Source organism: Pseudoclavibacter endophyticus (genome assembly GCF_008831085.1).
In the GTDB taxonomy this organism is placed as follows: Bacteria; Actinomycetota; Actinomycetes; order Actinomycetales; family Microbacteriaceae; genus Pseudoclavibacter; species Pseudoclavibacter endophyticus.
This window is the reverse complement of the sequence record NZ_WBJY01000001.1, coordinates 2,011,483-2,033,279: the sequence shown is the minus strand read 5'-3', so window position 1 is coordinate 2,033,279 and position 21,797 is coordinate 2,011,483. Positions and strand designations below refer to the sequence as shown.

Below are 21,797 nucleotides of genomic sequence, written 5' to 3'. Positions count from 1 at the left end.
CGCTGGTCGGCATGGCAACGCCGCCCACGGGGCAGTACGCCGCGAGCTGGATGCACCCGGAGGCGCGAAGCGACTGGCTCGATGCGACGTACTGGATCGACACGGCGCGCGCCCTCGAGGTGGGCGGCTTCGACCTCATGTTCTTGCCGGACGCGCTCGCGGTGCCCGAAGATCGGGAGGGCAGCTTCGAGACGACCCTCGAGACGGGCGGCAAGGGGGCCGTGTACCTCGACCCCGTCGTCACCCTCGCGACCGTGGCCGGCGCGACCAGCACGATCGGGCTCGGGGCGACGGTGTCGACGAGCTTCGCGCCGCCGTATCTGATCGCGCGCTCGCTCCTCACGCTCGATCACCTCTCGGGTGGGCGTTGCGCCTGGAACATCGTGACCTCGACGACCGACGCCGAGGCCCGCAACATGGGTGGCGAGCGCATCGCGCCGAAGGCGGAGCGCTACGATCGCGCCGATCGCGTGGTCGACGAGGTCGTGGAGCTCATGCGCTCGTGGGAGCCGGGCGCGCTGCTGCTCGACGCCGATGGGGGCCGGTTCGCCGATCCGTGCCGCGTGCACCGAGCGGCTCGAGGCGGCGAGACAACCGACGGTCGCGGACACCGACGCGCCATGGGCCCGTTGACGGTTCCGCGCAGCCGCCAGGACCATCCGGTGCTGATGCAGGCGGGCGCCTCCGATCGTGGCCTCGAGTTCGCGGCGCGGTGGGCCGAGATCGCCTTCATCTGGGCGGAGGATCGCGAGACCGCCGCCGCGGCCCGCGCCGACCTGCGTCACCGCGCCGCCGCGATCGGGCGAGACCCGGACGGATTACGCGTCTGCGTCGGCGTCCAGCCCATCGCCGCCGCGAGCGACGAGGCGGCGCGGATGCTCGTCCGCGATCTCGAGGATCGACTCGATCCCGAGCTGACGATGCGGGCGCTGGCGCGCATCTTCCACGCGGATGCGACGGTCATCGATCCGGCGGAACCGGCGACGGAGTTCCTCGACCGGCATCGCGGCGCGACCGGCGCCGAGGGCTTCGAGCGGATGCTGCGCCGCCGTTGCGAGCGCGAACGGCTCACGGTCGGTCGCTTCGCCACACTGCAGTCGATGACTCAGCTCGCGCCGCAGTTCGTCGGTGCCGGCGCGAGCATCGCCGATGAGCTCTGCGAGTGGGTTGACTCGGGCGCGTGCGACGGGTTCGTCGTCACTGCGGCCGTGCACAACGCGAGCCTGCTGGCGTTCGCTGAGCACGTCGGTCCGGAGCTTCGGCGGCGCGGTCGTCTGCGCGGGGCCAGGAGACCGGAACCCGATCACCCGCACCGCGAGACGCTGCGCGAGCGGCTCGGCATGGTGCCTTCCGAGACGCCGGGGGCGATCTCGCGCGTCGTGTGAGCGCTTCGGCTCAGTGATTGCGGAGCTTGTCGATGAGCTCTGACTTGCGGAGCCGCGAATAGCCCGTCAGGCCGAGCTCCTTCGCCCGCTCACGCAGCTCGGCGACGGTGCGGTCGTCGTAGCTCTCCGCCTCGCCGCCTTTGCGCCCAACGTTCGTGCGGCCACGGGCGGCCGAGGCGTTCGCGATACGCGCGGCCTTCTCCTTCGACGCGCCGTCCTCGCGAAGCTCCTCGTAGAGTTCGTCGTCCTTGACGCTGGGGCCGGGGTCGCCCTTCGAGCGCTTCGAAGACGACTTCGATTTCGACGTTGCCATCGTCGTTTCCTCCACTGCTTGCTGGTTCGTGGCGTGCCGATGCCTGCGAGCCGGCACGTGGGCGGATGCGCGCTGGCTGCATCCGCCCGCCAACCCTCTCGCAGACCCCGACGGGCCCGCGAGCATTCGCACGATATCGTCGGGTTCGTTTCGGCCGCGCCTAGGATGGGAATTGCCAAACTGCAACACGAGTTGCGCGAGCGCGCGAGTCGGCTGAAGCATGACGGCATGACCAACGACGCAGCCGTTTCGCACTCGAACCATGCCCTCCGGCACGGCACCGCCGGCCCCCGACCATTCGGGGAAGGGTGGCCGACGGAACCCCGCGAGTTCTGGGAGCACGCCTACGTGAACGCGGACAACGGCCGGCAATGGTCGGGGCGCGCCAACCTCGTCCTCACGCAGGTCGCGGCCGGACTCGCGCCCGGCACGGCGCTCGACCTGGGCTGCGGTGAGGGCGCCGATGTCATCTGGCTCGCGCTGCGAGGTTGGCGGGCGAGCGGCGTCGACATCTCGCCGACCGCGGTAGCACGGGCGCAGCGCGCCGCTGCGTCGGCCGGCGCGGCGACCGCGCGGTTCATCGCGGGTGACATCGCCGAGGCAATCAGCTCAGCCCGTGTTGGCGCGCTCGCGGTGGGCCGCCACGCCGACGCTGCCGGCACCGGCACCGGCACCGGCACCGACGCGGCCGTCGCCGATTCCGACGTCGCCTTCGACCTCGTGTCCGCTTCCTTCTTTCATGCGCCACCGACCGTGGAACTGCCACGAACGCTGCTCCTGCGGCGGGCGGCCGAACTCGTGACCCCGGGCGGCCTGCTGCTCATCACGAGCCACGCCGCGCCGGCGCCGTGGGCGGACGGAGTTCCAGAGGGGTACCGATTTCTCACTCCCCAGGAGGAGCTCGCCGAGCTCGCCCTCGACGAACGCGAGTGGACCATCGAGGCGTGCGAGCTGCGGCAGCGCGAGGTGAACGACCCCGACGGTGGACCCGCCCCGCTCGACGACGGTGTCGTGCTTGCGCGCCGACGCGACTGAGGCATCGCCATCACGGACCCGGTGACCGTTGCGGACGGTCGCCCCGAGCGACGCACGTGAACCGTCCTTGACCTTGACGTAACGTCAACTCGTACCGTCGTTCTCGAGCGGCACGGCACCCGAACCGCGGGGCCGGTCGTCAGGTGAGGGAGGAATCGTGGAGCACGCCGATCGGTCCGACTCCGAGTGGTCGATCACGCAGGTCGCGAAGGCCGTCGGAACGACGAGCCGCACGCTGCGCCACTACGGCCAGCTCGGCTTGCTCGAGCCGTCGCGCATCGGGCCGAACGGATACCGCTTCTACGGCCGCCACGCACTCGTGCGGCTGCAGCGGATCCTGCTGCTGCGCGAGCTCGGGCTCGGGCTCGGCGTGATCGCCGAGGTGCTCGAGCGCGAGACCAACGAGCAGCGTGCCCTGCGCGATCACGTGCGCTGGCTCGAGGCCGAGCGCGATCGGCTCGGCCGGCAGCTCGTCGCCGTGCGCTCCACCCTCACCGCCCTGGAGAGCGAAGAGGAGATCACCATGAACGACATGCTCGATGGATTCGACCACTCGCAGTACGAGCACGAGGTCGCCGAGCGCTGGGGTGCCGATGCGGCGAAGCGCGGCTCCGACTGGTGGGCGGCCCAGTCGCCAGACGAACGTGCGGCCTTCGCGCGCGAGGTCGAGGCGCTGAATCGCGCGTGGGGCGACCTGCACGCCGCCGGCGCTGACCCCGCGGGCCTCGACGCCCGGGCGGTGGCGGAGCGTCACGTCGCGTGGCTTGGCCGCGTGCCCGCGACGCCCCGCGGCCACGCCTCCGGCGAGGCCTCGCACGAGTACGTGCTCGGCCTTGCCGACATGTACGTCGCCGATGAGCGCTTCGCCGCCAACTACGGCGGGACCGAGGGAGCAGCCTTCGTCCGCGAGGCCCTCAGGGTGCACCTCGGTGCGGGCGGCACCGCCGCCTCATAGCCCGCGGAGTCGATGGAAGTCCGACGCGGGCCTGAGTGGTGCCGAGCAGGGTGCCGATGGAGGGGGTGGGCTACCGACCACGCTGCTCGCGGGTCACGGTGGGCCCTCCCCCTCACAAGGCGGCGATCGAGGTCGCCGTTACTCCGCGGTGCCCCGCTCGGCGTCGGGGGACGCCCCGGTCGTCGCGTCGGCGTTGCCGGTGTGTGGGCGGCGCCGCACCGCGAACACGATCGCCGCTGCCACGACGATCACGGCGACGACGATCAGCACGATGATCCACGGGCTGAGGCCGGCTCCGGCATCGCTCGCCGCGTCATCGGTCGAGACATCGTCACCGCTGAGACCGGCGGTCGCTGCGGGCGTCGCCGTCGCGCCGGCGAGGCCGTCCGCGCCGGCCGTGTCGGGCTCGGCGTCGCCGTTCGTCGCGCCCGGCGTCTCGGCCGAGGCGTCGTCGACGGTAAAGGGGATGACGCCGCTGACCGGGTGGCCGTCGGCCGACACGACCTGCCAGTGCACCTCGTAGCTGCCGGCGGGCATGTCCGCCGAAAGCCCGACAGTGACGGTCGGGCCCGTGAACGTGAGCTCGCCGTCGCTCCAGTCGGTCTCGTCGGCGTCGACGACCTCGATCGCGCCGCCGTAGTCGATGAGGTCTTCGTTGAAGGTGAGCGAAACCTCGGACGGCGGCGTGTCGAGGGAGTCGTCGCTCGCGGGGCTCGATGACACGAGCTGCGAGTGCGCGCTCGCGGGCGAGGCGCCGAGGGTGGTAAATGCGGCGATCACCGCGGCCAGGAGTGCGGCCGCGAGGGTGATCGCCAGGCGTGCGAGCCGCGACGAGGGGGCTGCTGCCACGTGGATCGATCGCGCGGTCGCGCTCGCGCCGGCGGTTGGTGCTGTGATGATGCGCATGGATGCGCCTTTCTGCTGACGTGCATGGTCGCGGCTGGTGGTGCCGCGGAAAAGGGGCGGACCGCTCTGCGGGCCGGGTTGTGCGATGCAGCTGGGTGGCCGGTCAGGCCACGGCGGGCAGCGGCGGCCCGCGCCTGGTTCCCGGCCAGGCGCGCAGCAGTTCGTCGGGTTTCGCGGGCGACGCCCACGCGTGCGCGATCCGCGTCGCGGGCGCCGGGGTTGGGAGGTCGCCGACGATGCCGACGAGCACGCGGAGACCGCGCCAGGCGCTCCGCGCGGCCTCGGCGAGGCGCTCCACGATGCGCTCGCCGCAGTGCAGCGCGAGGAGCGTGAGCGCGCCGGCGATCGCGTGCGCCGCGACCATCGGCGGGGTCACGTGGAGACCATGCGAGATCTCGCCGGCGAGGGCGACGACCGCGTGACCCTCGTGGCCGGGTGCGGGTACGAGGACCAGCGCGGCCCCGGTCGGCTCGGCGAGGAGGAAGAACAGGTGAAAGAGGGCCTGGCTCGCGATGACCACGCCCGTCAGGCGGAGCGGCGAGACGGCGCGGCCGCTGAGGGGCAACGCGACGAGAACGGCGAGCGCGACGGCCGCTGCGACGACGATAAGACCGGGCGCGGCGGCACCGCCGGCGACGTGTGCAACGAGCGTTCCGGCGGTCGCGACGACGGCCGTGAGGGCCGCTTTCGCCGTGCGATCGCCGCTTGCGAGCGGCTCGAGGGCGTGAGATGCGGGTGCGGCGGCCCGTTGCGCCCGGCGTCCACCGCCTGCGTCCACGCGCGCCTCCCTGGTCCGTTTGCCTCGCCGGCAACGGGTACAGGATAAGCCGTCACGCCTCCGGGCCGACGCCATGGCCGTTCTCGGAATGCTCCCCGCGGTTCGCCGGGCGGGGCGGTGGCGGGTCCACGGGCGAGCTGCCGCGACGCACGACCTCGCGCTCGTCCGCCGTGTCCCACGGCACGGTCCATCCGGCGGCGTCGAAGAGCCGGTCGAGCAGCATCGCGGTGAACCCCCACACGACCAGGCCGTCGATGTCGAAGGCAGGGCCCCTGAAGGCGCGGGTTCCGAAGCGTACGACCGTCGTGAAGCGAGCCCCGGGGTTGAGCAGTTGTGCGACGGGCACGCGCAGCACTTCGACCGTTTCGGCGTGGTCGACGGCGGCGACGCGTGTCGGAGCCGTCCACCAACCGAGCACGGGCGTGACGCGGTGATTGCTCGCGAGCAGCGGTGCATCCGGGAGCGTCGCGAGCACCTCCACGCTCGTCGGGTCGAGCCCGGTCTCCTCTTCGGCCTCGCGCAGTGCGGTGGCGGCGGCATTCGCGTCAGTGGGCTCCCGCCGGCCGCCCGGAAACGAGATCTCCCCCGGATGCGAGGCGAGCGTCGGTGCCCGTCGCTGCAGCAGGACGTCGAGGTCGCGGGCCACGGCCGCGTCGGGCGTCATGGCGGGTACGCGGTCGAGCACGCCGAACAGCATGAGCACGGCGGCCTCGCGGGCGGCCTCGACGTCGGGGAGCTCCGGCAGCCGGCCGCGCCAATCGAGGGCGGCGGTAGCCGCGGCCAATTGCCGCCTCGCCCCCTCCGTCTGCGGTTGTGGATGCTGGTGCTCGGTCACGCCCGCGAGCGTACCGGGGGAGGGGGCGCGGTTCGTGCCGAGGGACCGGTTGCCGACTGACGTCACCGTGCCCATCGACGGCCCGGCCGACGCTCGCCAACGGTGCGCTGCGAGGCCCCGGTGAGGCACACTGGCGAAATGACCGCTCCACAGGAGAACGTGTGGCTCGCCGCCGTCCGCAACGACCCCGACCACGCCGAGAACTACGCGCGGCGCTGGCGCAGCCTCGTCGCGCAAGGCCGCGACATCCATGGCGAGGCCCGGCTGATCGACGCGATGGCCGATCGCGGCAGCAGCATCCTCGACGCGGGGTGCGGCACCGGCCGAATCGGCGGCTGGCTCGCCGAGCGCGGGCACGAGGTCGTCGGCGTCGACCTGGACGCACACCTTGTCTCGGTCGCCCGCGAGGACTACCCGAGCGTCGAGTGGATCGTCGGCGACCTCGCGGCGCTCGACCTCGCGGACGGGGCCGGCGAGCGGCGCCGGTTCGATCTGATCGTGTCGGCAGGCAACGTCATGACCTTCCTCGCGGAGTCCGAGCGGCTGCCCGCGCTGCAGCGGCTGCGCCAGCATCTCGCCCCGGCCGGCCGGCTCGTCGTCGGATTCGGCGCCGGCCGCGGCTACGACGTCGCGGCGTTCGGTGCGGATGCCGACCGAGCGGGGCTTCGCCTCGAGCAGCGCTACTCGACGTGGCAGCTGCATCCGCCCGCTGACGACTTTCTCGTCGCGGTGCTCATTTCCGCGACGCCGGGCGACGAGGCCGTGTGACGCGCCGCCTCCGGGCGCGGCAGCAGGACCCTACGGCTTGTCGACGATCCGCTTGCCGAGCGGCAGCAGGGCGACCGGCACCATCTTGAAGTTGGCGATGCCGAAGGGGATGCCGATGATCGTGACGCACAGGGCGAGACCGCTGACGATGTGCTCGATGGCGAGCCACCAGCCGGCGAGAACGACCCAGACGATGTTGCCGAGGGTGGCCCCGAGTCCGGACGTCGGCCGCTCGACGACGTCACGGCCGAAGGGCCACAGCGAGTACAGCCCGATGCGGGCGGCGGCGATGCCCCAGGGAATCGTGACGATGAGCACGAACATGATGAGCGCCGCGAACATGTAGCCGAGGAACAGCCAGAACCCCGACAGCACGACCCAGATGATGTTCAGCAGCGTCTTCACGCGACCATGATGGCAGCCGCCGTCGACAATCGCCCCGGCGACGTTCGCGGCGGCGCGCTCCGCGCCACGGCCTACCCTGGGCTCGTGCGATTCGTTGCGGCATTCAGGGCATCGAGACGAGCGCCGCTGCTGCAGGTCGGCAAGTCGGCGGTCGCCATCGGGCTGTCGTGGCTCGTCGCGTCGCTCGTGCTGCAGGTTCCGCTTCCGATCTTCGCGGCGATCGCGGCCCTCCTCGTGGTGCAGCCGAGCGTCAACCAGTCGCTGTCGAAGGGCGTCGAGCGTTCGATCGGCGTCGTCATCGGCGTCGCCGTCGCGTCACTCGTCACGATCGTCATCGGCGCCGCGTCGTGGGTCGTGCTCGTCGCCGTCGCGATCGCCCTCGCCGTCGGCTGGTTGCTCAAGATCACAGCCGGTACCTCGAATCAGGTCGCCATCAGTGCGATGCTCGTGCTCGCCCTGAGTTCGGACGATCCGAACTACTCGCTCTACCGAATCATCGAGACACTCATCGGGGCCGTGCTCGGCATCGTCGTGAACGCGCTCATCGTGCCGCCCGTGCACCTTGAGCCGGCCCGCGGCAAGCTCGCGCTGCTCGGTGGCGAGCTCGCGGCGTCGCTCGTGCGGCTCGCCGACGCGCTCGAGTCGCCGCGCTCGAGGGCGCAGCTGGAGCAGCTCATGATCGAGGCGCGGCTGCTGCGGCCGATGCGCGACGCGGCCGAGAGCGCCATCGCCGACGGCCTCGAGTCGTTGACGCTCAACCCACGCCGCTCGCGGCACCGAGACGAGCTGCTCGGCATGCAGCAGCTGCTCGAGGCCCGGCTGACGCCCATCGTCACGCAGGTCACCGGCATGACGCGCGCCTTCATCGACCGGTACGACGACTCGTTGGTCGACGAGCCCGCGGTCGCCGACATCGCCGAGCAGTTGCGGCGCGCCGCGCACGACGTCCGCCTCGCAGTGCACCTGGCCAACGTCGAGCCCGAGCCCATCACCTCTGCCATCCCGGCGCTCACGAAGCCCCTGCGCGTCGAAACGCCCGAGTCGGGCCACTGGGTGCTCATCGGCTCGCTGCTCGAAGATCTGCGGCGCATCCGGCTCGAGCTCGTGAGCGAGTTGCCGCCGCCGGAGACCGCCCACATCACAACGGTCGACCGCGTGGACGGGGGCGGCGGCCTCGGGTTGCTCGGTCGCCTTCGCCGAAGCCGTCGCCGACGCCGCGACCGCGACGAAGACCTCGAGTGAGGCGGACGCCACCGCATCCCGTCGCGCCGGGGTACCTGCCCGATCGCGCACGTGTTCACCCTCGCGACACCTGGTGCGGTGAGGCGCGTCACTTGGGCGCCCTACGGTCACGACGTTCGCCCGCCGCACTACGGAGGGGCACGTCAGCAGGGAACGGGAGCGACATGCCGAACGAGGCCGGTGGCTCAGCACTGCGCGGGCGGCGCCGATCGGCCGAAGCCGCGCCGAACGCCGATGTCAGGCGGGCCCGGCGTTCCGCGCGGGCGAGGAACTGGTCGCTGTTCGTGCTGTTCACCGGCCCGAACATCCTGCTGATCCTCGCCTTCACCTACTGGCCGCTCATCTCGAACGTCTACTACTCGACCCTGAACTGGCGTCTCGGCTCCTCGAACGCCACGTTCGCGGGCCTCGACAACTACGTGCGGTTCTTCACGTCACCAGGCGGTCTGGAGGTGTGGCGGATCACGATCACGTTCACGCTCGCGACGGTCGTGGGCTCGATGGTCATCGGCCTGCTCGTCGCACTGGTGCTCAACCGACGCCTGCCGGGGCGCACGATCGCGCGCACCGCGATCTTCGCGCCGTATGTTCTCTCCGGCGTCGGTGTCGGGCTCGTGTGGCTGTTCATCTTCGACCCCAACCTCGGCCTGCTGAGCCACGTGTTCCGCTTCTTCGGCGAGGCATCGCCGCAGTGGTTCATCGACCCGGACCTGGCCCTCGTGATGGTCATCGTCGTCTATGTCTGGAAGAACCTCGGCTATTGCGCCGTCGTGTTCCTCGCGGGGCTGCAGTCGATTCCGAACGACCTCATGGAGGCCGCAGAGCTCGACCGCGCGAAGCCGCTCACGCGGTTCTTCCGCGTCACCCTGCCGCTGCTCAGCCCCACCGTCTTCTTCTTGACCGTCACGACCATCCTGAGTTCCATGCAGGCCTTCGACCTGCTGCGCATCATGACGCCGACGGGCAACGGCACCAACATGATCATCTTCGAGGTGTGGCTGCAGTCGTTCGGCGCCTACCAGCGCGCCGGCTACTCCGCCGCCATCTCGGTCGTGCTGTTCCTCACCATGCTCGTCATCACGTCGGTGCAGATGCGCTTCGTCGAGCGGAAGGTGCACTACGCATGAGCCACGTCCGGACGAGCGAGCACGATCCTGTGCAAGGAACCCAGCACGACACCGATCGCGGGACGCAGCACGACACCCCGGAGGACACGCCGGTCGCGTCGCCGAAGCCCCGTGCCCGGTCGCGCGGGCGGAGCGACTGGGCAGAGGCCTTCGCCCCGCGCAACCTCACCGCGACGATCGTCGCCGGCTACCTCCCCATCCTGCTCGCGCTGCTCATCATCGTCCTGCCGCTGCTGTGGATGGTCATCTCGTCGTTCAAGCCGAACCCCGAGATCATCACGCTGGCGCCCACGTTCTGGCCGCAGAACCCGACCGTCGGCAATTACGAGTACGTCGCCGACCGGGTGCCGCTCGGACGGGTGCTGATGAACAGCGTCATCACGACGTCGGTGGGGGCCGCCGTCAAGGTGTTCCTCGCCATCACGACCGCGTACGCCCTCGTGTTCATCAACGTGCCGTTCAAGAACGTCATCTTCCTGGGCATCCTCGTCGCCCTCATGGTGCCGCCGGAGGTCTCGATGCTGCCGAACTACCTGACGATCGCGGGCCTCGGCGGGCTCAACACCCTGTGGGGCATCATCCTGCCCGGCCTCGGCACCGCGTTCGGCACGTTCCTCCTGCGGCAGCAGTTCAAGACCCTGCCGAGGGAGCTCATCGAAGCGGCCGAGCTCGACGGGGCCGGCCACTGGAAGCGGCTGTGGCGGATCGTCGTGCCGGTCTCGGCCCCGACGATCGCGACGGTCGCGCTCGTGACGATCGTCGGCGAGTGGAACGACTTCCTGTGGCCCATGCTCATCACCGACGACCCCAACGTGATGACCCTCCCCGTCGGGCTCAACCTCCTGCGCTCGATCGAGGGCGCGACCGGGACCTACGGCGTGCTTATGGCGGGTGCCGTGCTCGTCATCGTGCCCGTGCTCGTCATCTTCGCCGCCCTGCAGCGCTACATCGTCGCGGGCCTGACGCAGGGCGCCGTGAAGTAGCCGTCGCCGCAACCTCTCATCACCGAAGCTCCGTCGACCCGACCCGCTCCACCGAAAGGACGCACATGTTCCGTTCCAACTCCCGCCGAGCCCTCGGGGGCGTGTCGCTCGCGGCCGCCGCCGCGCTCGCCCTGACCGCCTGCGGCCCCGCCGTCGGCGGTGACGACGCCGCGGCCGACACCGCCGACCTCTCGGGCGTCGAGCCGGCCGACTCGATCACGTTCTGGACCAACCACCCCGGCGGCTCCATGGACATCGAGGCCTCGCTCATCGAGTCCTTCACGGAAGAAACTGGCATTGAGGTCGAGCACGTGACCGCCGGCTCGAACTACGAGGAGGTGGCGCAGCGCTTCCAGAACGGACAGACCTCCGGCGATGTCGGCGACGTCGTCGTGGTGTCCGACGCGACGTGGTTCCCCGCCTACCTCAACGGCTCGCTGGCACCGATCGACCCGCTGTTCGAGCAGGCCGGCGCCGACTCGGCCACGTACCAGGAGACGCTCTTCAACGACTACCTCTACGAGGGCAGCCACTACGCCGCTCCCTACGCGCGCTCGACGCCGATCTTCTATTACAACAAAGACCAGTACGAGGCGGCAGGCCTCGAGGTCGCCGGCCCCGCGACGTGGGACGACGTGAAGGCCAACAGCGAGGCGCTCGTCGCCGCCGGCGCCGCCGACACGGGCTTCGTCTTCCCCGAGGAGTCGGAGTATCCGGCCTGGACCATGGCGAACCTCGTGTGGGGCTATGGCGGCGCGTGGAGCGACGAGTGGGACTTCTCGCCACTCGACGGCGAGGGCACGGTGAACGCGCTCACGTTCGCGCAGTCCGCGGTCACCGACGGCTGGGCGCAGGTCGCCTCGGGCGACCCGGGAACGGCCTTCGCATCGGGCGCCACGTCGCAGGTGATCGCGTCGACCGGATCGCTCACGACCATCCTTGAGAACGCCGACTTCGAGGTCGGCGTCGGCTTCCTCCCCGGCGGCCCGGAGGCCGACACCGGCATCGTCCCGACCGGCGGCGCGGGGCTCGCCGTCGCTTCGGCGTCGTCGCCCGAGAAGCAGGTCGCCGCGGCCATGTTCGTCGACTTCGTCACGAACGCCGAGAACACGGCCACCTACTCGGCAGGCACCGGCTACCTCCCCGTTCGCACCGACGCCGACATGAGCGACGTTTACGCCGAGACGCCGGCCTTCGAGGTCGCCGTGCAGCAGCTCGAGGCCACGCGCAGCCAGGACTTCGCCCGCGCGTTCCTCCCGGGCGGCGACCTGCGCCTCGCGCAGACGCTCCAGCAGCTCCTCACCGGGAGCGACGACGTGCAGACAACGCTCACGTCGCTGCGCGAAGAGTTCGAGGGCGTCTACGAGACCGACGTCGCGCCAGAGCTCGAGGGCTAGCGCGACCCCCCGCCCTCCGCGCCCGAACAGGCGCGGAGGGCGGGGCCCGCGTCGCACCGACCCTGAAGCCAGCGGCACCGGGATTACCGCCCCAGGCGCATCCGGCGATTCCGATTTCGTCCCAGACCCCCCGAGGAGTACCGCAATCGTGGTAGGCATCACCCTTCGCGACGTCACGTTGACCTACGAGAAGGCCGAGCGGCCGGCGGTCGAGGGACTCGACCTCGAAATCCGCGACGGCGAGTTCCTCGTCCTCGTTGGGCCCTCCGGCTGCGGCAAGTCGACGACGCTCCGGATGCTGGCGGGCCTCGAATTGCCCGACAGCGGTCAGATCCTCTTCGGCGACCGCGACGTCACAGCCGTGCCCGGTCGGGGACGCGATGTCGCGATGGTGTTTCAGAACTACGGCCTCTACCCCCATATGACCGTCTCGGACAACATGTCGTTCGCCCTGAAGAACCTGCGCGTTCCGAAGGCGGAACGGGCGGCGCGCGTGCTCGAGGCCGCGCGCATGCTGGACATGGATCAGTACCTCGATCGCAAACCGCGTGAACTGTCGGGGGGTCAGCGGCAGCGCGTCGCCATGGGGCGGGCGATCGTGCGTCAGCCAGAGGTATTCCTCATGGACGAGCCGCTCTCCAACCTCGACGCCAAGCTGCGGGTGCAGACGCGGGCCCAGATCTCGGCGCTGCAGCGGCGCCTCGGCGTCACGACCGTGTACGTGACGCACGACCAGACCGAGGCCATGACGATGGGTGACCGCGTCGTCGTCATGAACGGCGGCAGGATCGAGCAGATCGGCACGCCGCGCGAGCTGTACGACAATCCGCGCACGCTGTTCGTCGCGGGCTTCATCGGATCGCCGATGATGAACCTGCTCGCGGCCACGGTCGAAGACCCGGGCACCGTCGTCGTGGACGGGCTTCGGCTCCCGCGCCCACGCGGCGTCGCGGATGACGCCGAGCTCATCGTCGGCATCCGGCCGGAAGACCTGCGCGTCGCACCGGGCGGCGCGGATGCTCCGGGCATCGCGCTCGAGGTCGCGGCCATCGAAGACCTCGGGGCGGACTCGTACGTGCACGCGACGCTCGTGACGACGATCCCCGCCGACGGGTCGGCGGCCGAGGTGCTCGACGACGGCGCCGACGCTACTGATGACGGGGGAGAGACGGTGACACCGACGACCAGCACGACCATGATCGTGCGATTCGACAAGGGGTCGCCGGTCGTTGTCGGCGACCGAATCGTCGTGACGGCCGATCCGTCGTCCGTTCGCTTCTTCGATGCCGCGACGGGGCTGGCGGTCGTGCCGGCGCCGGCGGACGCCGTGGGCGCCGGTCAGCCCTGATCTCGCGAGGGCTGCGCGCGGGATCGAAGCGGTGGCCGGACCGCGACGAGCTCGCCGTGCGGGCGCGCGCCGGGGTCGTGGCGTGTCGACGACCGCGTGACCTCGAGCCCGTGGGGCGCGAGTCGCTCGGCGAGCGACTCGGCACGCCACGACCACGCCGCGGCGACGGCGTGGTCGAACGGCGCAGCGGGCTCGCCGTCGACGAAGCCAAGCAGGACCGAGCCGCCCGGCGCGAGCACGCGAGCGAACTCGGCGAAGACGGCCCCGAGCTCGTCGGGGACTGTGTGGATGACCGAGTACCACGCGAGAACGCCGGCGACCGAGGCGTCGCCGACGGGGAGCGCGGCCAGGTCGCCGACGCGGACGTCCAGGTGCGGGAATCGCTCGCGCGCGGCGTCGACGAAGCGCCGCGAGGCGTCGACGCAGACGACCGCGCGTGCCGGCTGCGGGAAGGTGGCGCGCACACCCGGAGGGCGCGTCCTGCTGAGCTCGTCGGCCCAGTGCCCTGGACCGCACCCCGCGTCGAGCACGGCCCCGGGGATCCCGCCGCCCCATTCCGCGATGGTGGCACGATCGAGGGGCGAGAGCAGGGCGACATCGCCGAGCAACTCGACGTAGTCGTCGGCACGGGCATCGTAGGCGGCTCCGACGGCATGCGTGCTCACGCCGGGAGCCTAACGCCGACCGGCGCCACAGACTTCCGTGTGGTCTCGCCGCCCCCGTTCCATCGCTACGTTGGGGGCGTGCGAATCGACGTTGGCGCAGCCCTGTCCACTCCCGTTTCCGGCGTTCGCCCGTGAGCGGCCGCCGAGTACTCCTGCTCGGGTGGCCGTCCGTTCTACACGGGGAGGCCACGGCCGGGGACGTGCTGGCTATGCGCACCGTGGGCGCCGCCCTCACGGATGCCGGCATCCGGTACGAAACCGCCTGGAGCCCGGTCATGCGCCCGCCAGGGGGACTGACCCTTGACGACATCGATGCCCAGGCGTACACGCATATGGTCTTCACCTGCGGACCGGCCACTGGAACCGCCATCGCCGAGCTGCACGCCCGCTTCGCGCACTGCACCAGGATCGCCATCGGCGTGAGCGTCATCAACCCGGCCGACCCGGTGGTGGCGGGGTTCCACCGGGTCATCGCCCGAGACCACCCGCACTCCGAGCCCCGCCCCGATTTGGCCGCTGTCGCACCCCTTGCATCGGCCGACGATCTCCCTCCCGTGATCGGGGTCTTCCTGACCGCCGGCCAACAGGAGTACGGGCCCCGTCGGCGGCACGATGCGCTGATCGACACCGTCCGGCACTGGCTGACCGGGTTCGACGCCGCCCGCCTGGATCTGGACACCCGGCTCGACCCGCGAGACTGGCGCCTGCCCGCGACGCCGGAACAGCTGCAGTCGGTCATCCGTCGACTCGACGCGGTGGTCACCATGCGCATGCACGGCCTGGTCCTCGCCCTGAGATCCGGCGTGCCGGCCCTCGCGCTCGATCCCGTGGACGGCGGAGGGAAGGTGACCGCGCAGGCGCGGGCCCTGGGCTGGCCCGCCGTGCTGGCGGCCGATGCCGTCAGCGAGGCGAGCCTGCACGCGCACTTCGAGTGGTGCCTCGCGGATGGGCGAGCTGCGGCGAGCCGTGCGTCGTCACAACTGGACCCGGGTGCGCTGGTCCAGGGCGCCTTGGAGGAGCTGCTCGACTGTCTGGTGGCGCGCTGACACGTCGTGTCGCACCCTCGGATTCGTCGAGACCACCGTGTGTAAGACTGACCCGGTGCGCTACTTGGGTATCAATGCAACGTTCCATGACCCCGCCGCGGTCGTAGTGCTCGACGGCAAGGTCGTGGCCGCCTCCGAGGAGGAGCGGTTCTCGCGACGCAAGCACGGGAAGCGGCCAGTGCCCTTCTCGGCGTGGGAGCTGCCGGAGCAGTCCATGCGCTGGGCATTGGCCGAAGCCGGCGTGAGCCCCGATGAGCTCGACGGGGTCGGGTATTCCTTCGACCCGGCGATCGCGGCGGAGATCCCCGATGACCCGTACGACCACATCCGGCTGGATTACGTCCGTCGCGCCCCCGGCTTCATCGCCGAGGCACTTCCCGGTCTGGACCCGTCGAAGGTGTCCTACGTCGAGCACCACGTCGCGCACGCCGCCTCGGCCGGTCTGGCCGGCCCGTACCGCACCGGCGCGGTTCTCGTCTCCGATGGGCGCGGTGAGCGGCACTCGCACCTTGCCGGCCAGTACGTGGACGGGGAATTGACCATCCTCGCGCGCCAGGAGCTTCCGGATTCCCTCGGACTCGTCTACGAGTCGCTCACCGACCACCTCGGCTTCCTCCGCTCGTCAGACGAGTTCAAGGTCATGGCCCTGGCCTCCTACGGCACCCCCCGTTTCGTGGACGAGCTGCGCCAGTTCGTGCACGCCACCGGAGACGGCGGCTTCACGGCACGTGCGCCCGAGTGGGAGCGGTTCGCCCCCCGGCGCATCGACGACGGGACCTGGGGCGGTGCCCACGCCGACCTCGCCGCCTCCGTCCAGTGCGTCGTCGAAGAGACCCTGGTTGAGCTCGCCCGGTGGCTGCGCGAGCAGACCGGCCAGCGCGTCCTCACGATGGCCGGCGGGACGGCACTGAACTGCGTCGCCAATTCCCGCATCTGGCGCGAGGCCGGCTTCGACGACGTCTGGGTGCAGCCCGCGTCAGGAGACTCCGGGACCGCATTGGGCGCCGCCCTGACCCTCGCTCAACGGGACGGCGATCTCGCCGATCCTGAGCCGACGGCGGCCCTCGGGCGCAGCTGGACCGACGACGAGCTGGCCAGGTGGCTCACCACGGCGCAAGTTCCCTTCACGACGCCCGGATCCCGGGAGGCGCTCGCCAGCGAGGTCGCCGAGGTCCTCGAAGAGAACGGCGTCGTCGCCTGGTTCGACGGCCGCAGCGAGTTCGGCCCCCGGGCCCTCGGCCACCGCTCCCTGATCGCGAATCCAATGCTCGCCGAGAACCTCGAGCGGCTGAATGACGTCAAGGGCCGGGAGCAGTTCCGACCCGTGGCCCCCATGGTGCTCGAGGAGCGCGCCGCGGAGATCTTCCGCGGAGGCCCAATCCCGAGCCCCTACATGCTCTTCACGCACGAGGTGCTCCCGGAGTGGCGGGAGCGCATTCCCGCCGTCACGCACGTGGACGGCTCTGCCCGGATTCAGACGGTCAGCGATGAGGGGAATGCGGGCATCGCGGCCCTGCTCCGGGCGTTCGGCGAGCGCACCGGGGTGCCCGTGGTCGTCAACACCAGCCTCAACACGGCGGGACGGCCCATGGTGGACGACCCCCGTGACGCCCTTGAACTGTTCGGCTCGGCACCCGTGGCCGCGCTGGTGCTCGGACCGCACCTTGTCCGCCGGGCGGGATTCTTCGCGCGATGAGGACGCAACACTCGTTCGCCATCGTCATCCCATCCGTCGGCCGGCCCTCACTGGACCGTCTCCTCGACACGATTGCCGCGCTGGCGACCGACGAATGGCATCCGGGACCGGTCGACATCGTCATCGTGGATGATCGACGTGCGCCCGCGGAGGGCGAAGCGCCACTCGCCGCGTTGACGCCAGCCGTGGGCGGCGCGCCCGTGCGCGTCGTGCGCGGCTACGGTCGCGGGCCGGCCGCCGCCCGGAACCGCGGCTGGCGCGCCATCGACCCGTCGGTGGAGTGGATCGCGTTCCTCGACGACGACGTCGAGCTCCCCGCCACGTGGGCACGGGAACTCGCGGCTGATCTGGCGGCGTGCCCGCCCGAGGCCGGAGCCAGCCAGGGCCGGATCGTGGTTCCCCTGCCCGAGGGCCGCCGGCCAACCGACTGGGAACGCAATACGGCCTCGCTGCAGGACGCCGAGTGGGCCACGGCAGACATGGCCTACCGCAGGTCCGCGCTCGACAGGGTCGGGGGATTCGACGAGCGGTTCCCGCGGGCCTACCGCGAGGACGCCGACCTGGCCGTCCGCGTGCGTCGCGCCGGATACCGGCTCGAACGCGGCAACCGGCACATCCTCCATCCCGTTCGCCCGGCGGACGACTGGGTGAGCCATCGCGTTCAGGCCGGCAACGCCGACAACGCACTGATGCGCCGGCTCCACGGCCCGCAGTGGCGCGAACTGGCCCGGGCGCCGGGAGGAGCATTCGGATGGCACGTGGCCACGACGGTGGCCGCCGCCGTCGCGGTGGCGGGCACCCTGGGCGGGCTGGCCGGACGGCGCGGTGCCGGTCGCCTGGCCGGCGCCGGCGCGCTCGCGTGGGCCGGGCTGTACGGACGGTTCCTGCGCCTGCGGATGGCACCGGGCCCCCAGCCCGGCGACCCGGAGTTCCGCCCGGAACTGCGCCGCATGTCGATGACCAGCGCGACCATTCCGCCGGTCGCGGTGTGGCACCGTCTGCGCGGTTGGCTTCGGCACCGGGCGACCGGCCCGTGGCCGGTGCGCCCGCGGGCCGTGCTCTTCGACCGAGACGGCACGATCGTCCACGACGTCCCCTACAACGGCGATCCCCAACAGGTGCGGCCCGTCGACGGCGCGGGCGAGCTGGTGCAGCGCGTGCGGGCGGCGGGCTTGCGCACCGCCGTCATCACGAATCAGTCCGGAGTGGCGCGCGGAATCGTCACGCGCGATCAGGTGGACGCCGTGAACGCACGGGTGGATGACCTCCTCGGGCCCTTCGACTCGTGGCAGATCTGCCCGCACGGGCCGGCGGAGCACTGCGCCTGCCGCAAACCGCAGCCCGGCATGGTGCTCGCCGCCGCCCACGCCCTGGGCGTGCGACCGGAGGAGTGCGTGGTCATCGGCGACATCGGTGCGGACGTCGAGGCCGCGCAATCGGCCGGCGCCCGCTCGGTGCTGGTGCCGACGCCCGTGACCCGCCAGGAAGAGATCGCGGACGCCCCGGTCACCGCGCCCGACCTGGCGACGGCCGTGGAGCTCGTTCTCTCGTGGGCGAGCGGCGTCGCCCAGCCACCGTCCCGCCCCCGGGACGGTGATCGGTCATCCATATGACGCGCATCCTGGCGGTACGACTCGATTCCGACGGCGACGTTCTGCTGACCGGCCCCGCCATCCGCGCACTGTCGCGGATCGGCACCGTGGACCTCCTCGCCTCACCCTCCGGCGCGGCCGCCGCGCGGCTGCTGCCGGGCGTCGACGCTGTCCTCGAGTTCGACGCACCCTGGTCTGGCCTCCGGCCGCCGTCGGTGGACACCCGAGCCGTACATTCGCTGATCGAACGACTGCGTGATGGGGGCTACGACCAGGCCGTGATCTTCACGTCCTTCCACCAGAGCCCGCTGCCGGTGGCCCTGCTGGCGAGAATGGCCGGCATCCCGCACGTCGTGGGCACGAGCGTCGACTACCCCGGATCGTTGCTCGACGTACGGCTGAAGCGATCCGACCCTCCCGGCGGCGGCCACGAGGTCGAGGCCGCCCTGGAAGCGGCCGTCGCTGCGGGTGCCCCGCGACCGGATCGACCTCGCCTGGACGTGCGGCGCCCACTGCCGCCCCTGCCTGATCGCGTGCCCGTCGAGGTGCGGTCGCGGGGATACGTGGTGTTGCACCCCGGCGCCTCAGTTCCGGCGCGGGGCCTCCGGGCCGAGCACGCCGGCTCGCTCGCCTCGGCGCTGGCCGCCGCCGGGCATGCCGTCGTCCTGACGGGAGGTTCGTCCGAACGCGAGCTGGTCGCCGCGACCGTGGAGCGCGCTCGCCGTGAATGCCCGGACGCGACGGTGCTCGACCTGGCCGGGAGCACGGACCTCGCCGGCCTCGCCGCCGTACTGGAGGCCGCGGACTGCACGGTCGTGGGCAACACCGGACCGGCGCACCTTTCGGCCGCCGTCGGAACGCCCGTCGTGTCGTTGTTCTCGCCAGTGGTCCCGGCGGAACGCTGGCGGCCGTACGGGGTCCCGGTTCGCCTGCTCGGCGACCAGGGCGCGCCGTGCCGGGACAGCCGCGCCCGGGAATGTCCGGTGCCCGGCCATCCGTGCCTGAGCGAGATCAGCGGGGCCGCGGTGGTCGCCGCGGTCGCCGAGCTCGCCGGCCGAACCGTCGCCGCCCGATCCACCGACGACGACGTCGTCAGACACCTGCACACACCCGGAGGGGACAGATGAGAATCCTGATGTGGCATGTCCACGGGTCCTGGATGACGGCCTTCGTGCAGGGTCGGCACGAGTATCTGCTGCCGATGGACGACGAGCGAGGACCCGACGGCCGCGGCCGGGCCCAGACGTGGGACTGGCCCGCGTCGGCGCGCGAGCTGACCGCCGGCGAATTGGCCGGAGAACGCCCCGACCTGGTGATCCTGCAGCGGCCCCACGAGGCACAGCTCCTGGAGACGTGGACCGGGCTGCGGGCCGGCATCGACGTGCCCGCCGTGTATCTGGAGCACAACGCGCCGACCGGAACGGCATCCGCCTCCCGCCATCCGTACGCCGACCAGACCGCGATTCCGGTCGTGCACGTCACGCACTTCAACCGGATGATGTGGGACACCGGTACGGCTCCCACCGACGTCATCGAGCACGGCATCTGCGACCCCGGCCACCTGTACACGGGGGAGCGGCCCTCGCTCGCCGTCGTCGTGAACGAGCCGGTGCGCCGCACCCGCGTCGCCGGCACCGACGTGATGCTGAAGCTCTCCCGCGAACTACCCGTCGACGTCTACGGCATGGGCATGGACCAGCTGGCGGATGCGGCGCCCTGGCTGGACGGGCGCCTGCACGAGAACTTCCGGCAATCCGAGCTGCACCGGGCGATGGCCGCGCACCGTGCGTACTTCCACCCGTACCGGTGGACAAGCCTCGGATTGGCGCTGCTTGAGGCGATGACCCTCGGGATGCCCGTGCTCGCACTGTCGACCACGGAGGCCCCCCGTGCCGTGCCCGCCTCGGCCGGGCTGCTCAGCAACGATCCCGCCGAGTTGCAGCACCGCGGCCGGCAGTGGCTCGACGACCCGGGCCTGGCCGCCGACGCCGGCGCGGCCGCGCGCGCCCACGCCCTTGATCGGTACGGCCTCGAACGCTTCCTCGCCGACTGGGACGCCTTGACCGAGCGGGTGGTCGCATGACGGGACCGATGGATATCGCTCTGGTCTCGGAGCACGCCTCGCCCCTCGCCGCGCTCGGCGGGGTCGATGCGGGCGGGCAGAACGTCTTCGTGGCATCCCTGGCCACGCAGCTGGGGCGCCGCGGCCACCGGGTGCGGGTCTACACCAGGAGGGACGACGCAGCACTGCCGGAGACCGTCGAGGCGGCGCCCGGCGTGACCGTCGTGCACGTGTCGGCCGGGCCTCCGACGACCCTGCCGAAGGATGAGCTCGAGCCGTACATGGGCGAGTTCGCACGGTGGATGTCGGCGGACTGGCGCCGGAACGGCGTCCCGGACCTCGTGCACGGTCATTTCTGGATGTCGGGAATGGCGGCGACGGCCGCCGCGAGGGCCGCGCGCATCCCTGCCGTCCAGACCTTCCACGCCCTCGGCTCGGTCAAGCGCCGATACCAGGGCTCGGCCGACACGAGCCCGGCGAGCCGCCTCGCGACCGAAGCGCTCCTTGTCTCCGACAACCAGCTGGTGCTGGCGACCTGCCGCGACGAGGTCGACGAGCTGATGGGCCTCGGTGCCGATCCGGACCGCATCCGGATCGTCCCCTGCGGCGTCGACGCGGAAGCGTTCGCCCCGGCGGCCGCAGGGCGGCCCCGGCGGAATCCGGATGAGCCCGCCCACGTCGTGGCGCTCGGACGGCTCGTCGAACGCAAGGGCGTCGACGTCGTCGTGCGGGCGCTCGCTCAGGTGCCCAACGCGCGGCTGACCGTGGCCGGAGGCCCCGACCGCCGCGAACTGGGCGAAGACCCCGAGGCGGTTCGCCTCACGGCCCTGGCCGAGGAGTACGGCGTGGCCGACCGGGTCGAGCTGGTCGGACGCGTCGACCGCGATGACGCCGCGCGGCTGCTGGCCTCGGCCGACCTCGTGACCTGCACGCCGTGGTACGAGCCCTTCGGCATTGTGCCGCTCGAGGCCATGGCCTGTGGCCGGCCAGTGGTCGGCTCCGCCGTCGGCGGCCTGCTAGACAGCATCGACGACGGGACGACCGGTGTGCTCGTGCCGCCGCGGGATGTGGGCGCAACGGCTGGCGCCATCCGACGCCTCGCAGACGACCCCGCGCTTGCCGATCGCATGGGTCGCGCCGGCAGGGAGCGAGTGCAGCAGTGCTTCACCTGGGAACGCGTCGCCGAGCTGACCGAGGCGGCCTACCACGAGGCCCGCGCCGGGTACGCCGAGCAGCGTCCGAGCCGGCCCGACGCCACA

20 protein-coding genes and 1 pseudogene are annotated in these 21,797 nt (G+C 71.5%); 15 read left to right on the top strand and 6 right to left on the bottom strand.

Annotated features, from left to right (window positions below; translation table 11 throughout):
* The first annotated feature begins 11 nt into the window (after positions 1-11).
* The gene (locus F8O04_RS09095; RefSeq protein ID WP_225734936.1) at positions 12-1,385 is read left to right on the top strand and encodes an NtaA/DmoA family FMN-dependent monooxygenase; all 1,374 of its coding nucleotides are present in this window, start codon (positions 12-14) and stop codon (positions 1,383-1,385) included.
* Between the two features lie 10 nt (positions 1,386-1,395).
* Here the strand turns inward: F8O04_RS09095 and F8O04_RS09090 are convergent, their stop codons facing one another.
* Positions 1,396-1,698: a Rho termination factor N-terminal domain-containing protein gene (locus tag F8O04_RS09090; protein WP_158028908.1), complete on the bottom strand. Its 303-nt coding sequence runs from the start codon at positions 1,696-1,698 to the stop codon at positions 1,396-1,398.
* A 228-nt stretch (positions 1,699-1,926) separates the two neighbouring features.
* On the opposite strand from F8O04_RS09090, the gene F8O04_RS09085 reads away from it, so the two are divergent.
* Both F8O04_RS09085 and F8O04_RS09080 read left to right on the top strand, forming a co-directional pair.
* Positions 1,927-2,733, top strand: coding sequence for a class I SAM-dependent methyltransferase (locus F8O04_RS09085; protein ID WP_158028907.1), 807 nt, complete (start codon positions 1,927-1,929; stop codon positions 2,731-2,733).
* Between the two features lie 157 nt (positions 2,734-2,890).
* On the top strand, positions 2,891-3,688 hold the full coding sequence (locus F8O04_RS09080) for a MerR family transcriptional regulator (RefSeq protein WP_158028906.1): 798 nt from the start codon (positions 2,891-2,893) through the stop codon (positions 3,686-3,688).
* Positions 3,689-3,826: 138 nt separating this feature from the next.
* On the opposite strand, the gene F8O04_RS09075 is transcribed toward F8O04_RS09080, so the two are convergent.
* The 3 genes from F8O04_RS09075 to F8O04_RS09065 all read right to left on the bottom strand — a co-directional run bounded on the left by F8O04_RS09075 (position 3,827) and on the right by F8O04_RS09065 (position 6,207).
* Positions 3,827-4,594, bottom strand: a complete 768-nt coding sequence (locus tag F8O04_RS09075; protein ID WP_158028905.1) for a copper resistance CopC family protein — start codon at positions 4,592-4,594, stop codon at positions 3,827-3,829.
* 103 nt (positions 4,595-4,697) lie between these two features.
* Positions 4,698-5,372, bottom strand: a complete 675-nt coding sequence (locus F8O04_RS09070; RefSeq protein WP_158028904.1) for a hypothetical protein — start codon at positions 5,370-5,372, stop codon at positions 4,698-4,700.
* A gap of 52 nt (positions 5,373-5,424) precedes the next feature.
* Positions 5,425-6,207: an NUDIX hydrolase gene (locus F8O04_RS09065; RefSeq protein WP_225734935.1), complete on the bottom strand. Its 783-nt coding sequence runs from the start codon at positions 6,205-6,207 to the stop codon at positions 5,425-5,427.
* Between the two features lie 138 nt (positions 6,208-6,345).
* Here F8O04_RS09065 and F8O04_RS09060 point away from each other — a divergent pair, with 138 nt between their 5' ends.
* Positions 6,346-6,975, top strand: coding sequence for a class I SAM-dependent methyltransferase (locus tag F8O04_RS09060; RefSeq protein ID WP_158028902.1), 630 nt, complete (start codon positions 6,346-6,348; stop codon positions 6,973-6,975).
* Between the two features lie 30 nt (positions 6,976-7,005).
* Here F8O04_RS09060 and F8O04_RS09055 read toward each other — a convergent pair whose 3' ends face one another.
* Entirely contained in the window at positions 7,006-7,380 is a 375-nt protein-coding gene (locus F8O04_RS09055; protein ID WP_158028901.1) for a YccF domain-containing protein, read from the bottom strand.
* Between the two features lie 84 nt (positions 7,381-7,464).
* On the opposite strand from F8O04_RS09055, the gene F8O04_RS09050 reads away from it, so the two are divergent.
* The 5 genes from F8O04_RS09050 to F8O04_RS09030 all read left to right on the top strand — a co-directional run bounded on the left by F8O04_RS09050 (position 7,465) and on the right by F8O04_RS09030 (position 13,477).
* Complete coding sequence (locus F8O04_RS09050; protein ID WP_158028900.1) at positions 7,465-8,622, top strand: FUSC family protein; 1,158 nt, start codon at positions 7,465-7,467, stop codon at positions 8,620-8,622.
* Positions 8,623-8,786: 164 nt separating this feature from the next.
* On the top strand, positions 8,787-9,749 hold the full coding sequence (locus F8O04_RS09045) for a carbohydrate ABC transporter permease (RefSeq protein WP_158028899.1): 963 nt from the start codon (positions 8,787-8,789) through the stop codon (positions 9,747-9,749).
* Positions 9,746-10,732 (top strand): carbohydrate ABC transporter permease, encoded by a 987-nt coding sequence (locus F8O04_RS09040; RefSeq protein ID WP_158028898.1) that lies wholly within the window; start codon positions 9,746-9,748, stop codon positions 10,730-10,732. The genes F8O04_RS09045 and F8O04_RS09040 overlap by 4 nt, the downstream gene beginning before the upstream one ends.
* Before the next feature lie 65 nt (positions 10,733-10,797).
* Positions 10,798-12,129, top strand: a complete 1,332-nt coding sequence (locus F8O04_RS09035; RefSeq protein ID WP_158028897.1) for an extracellular solute-binding protein — start codon at positions 10,798-10,800, stop codon at positions 12,127-12,129.
* Between the two features lie 148 nt (positions 12,130-12,277).
* Positions 12,278-13,477 carry an ABC transporter ATP-binding protein gene (locus F8O04_RS09030; RefSeq protein ID WP_158028896.1) on the top strand — a complete coding sequence of 400 codons (1,200 nt, stop codon included), beginning with the start codon at positions 12,278-12,280 and terminating at the stop codon, positions 13,475-13,477.
* On the opposite strand, the gene F8O04_RS09025 is transcribed toward F8O04_RS09030, so the two are convergent.
* Positions 13,468-14,142, bottom strand: a complete 675-nt coding sequence (locus tag F8O04_RS09025) for a class I SAM-dependent methyltransferase (RefSeq protein ID WP_158028895.1) — start codon at positions 14,140-14,142, stop codon at positions 13,468-13,470. The two genes, F8O04_RS09030 and F8O04_RS09025, sit on opposite strands and share 10 nt — an antisense overlap.
* Before the next feature lie 218 nt (positions 14,143-14,360).
* Here F8O04_RS09025 and F8O04_RS09020 point away from each other — a divergent pair, with 218 nt between their 5' ends.
* The 6 genes and pseudogenes from F8O04_RS09020 to F8O04_RS08995 all read left to right on the top strand — a co-directional run.
* On the top strand, positions 14,361-15,188 hold the full coding sequence (locus tag F8O04_RS09020) for a polysaccharide pyruvyl transferase family protein (RefSeq protein ID WP_225734934.1): 828 nt from the start codon (positions 14,361-14,363) through the stop codon (positions 15,186-15,188).
* Between the two features lie 37 nt (positions 15,189-15,225).
* Positions 15,226-16,884, top strand: a complete 1,659-nt coding sequence (locus tag F8O04_RS09015) for a carbamoyltransferase family protein (protein ID WP_225734933.1) — start codon at positions 15,226-15,228, stop codon at positions 16,882-16,884.
* The gene (locus tag F8O04_RS15235; protein ID WP_158028893.1) at positions 16,881-18,497 is read left to right on the top strand and encodes an HAD-IIIA family hydrolase; all 1,617 of its coding nucleotides are present in this window, start codon (positions 16,881-16,883) and stop codon (positions 18,495-18,497) included. Before F8O04_RS09015 ends, F8O04_RS15235 begins: the two co-directional genes overlap by 4 nt.
* On the top strand, positions 18,494-19,603 hold the full coding sequence (locus F8O04_RS09005; protein WP_158028892.1) for a glycosyltransferase family 9 protein: 1,110 nt from the start codon (positions 18,494-18,496) through the stop codon (positions 19,601-19,603). Before F8O04_RS15235 ends, F8O04_RS09005 begins: the two co-directional genes overlap by 4 nt.
* Positions 19,600-20,559 (top strand): glycosyltransferase, encoded by a 960-nt coding sequence (locus F8O04_RS09000; protein WP_158028891.1) that lies wholly within the window; start codon positions 19,600-19,602, stop codon positions 20,557-20,559. Before F8O04_RS09005 ends, F8O04_RS09000 begins: the two co-directional genes overlap by 4 nt.
* An 8-nt stretch (positions 20,560-20,567) precedes the next feature.
* A pseudogene (locus F8O04_RS08995) lies at positions 20,568-21,767 on the top strand (glycosyltransferase); the annotation flags it as partial.
* Positions 21,768-21,797 lie beyond the last annotated feature (30 nt).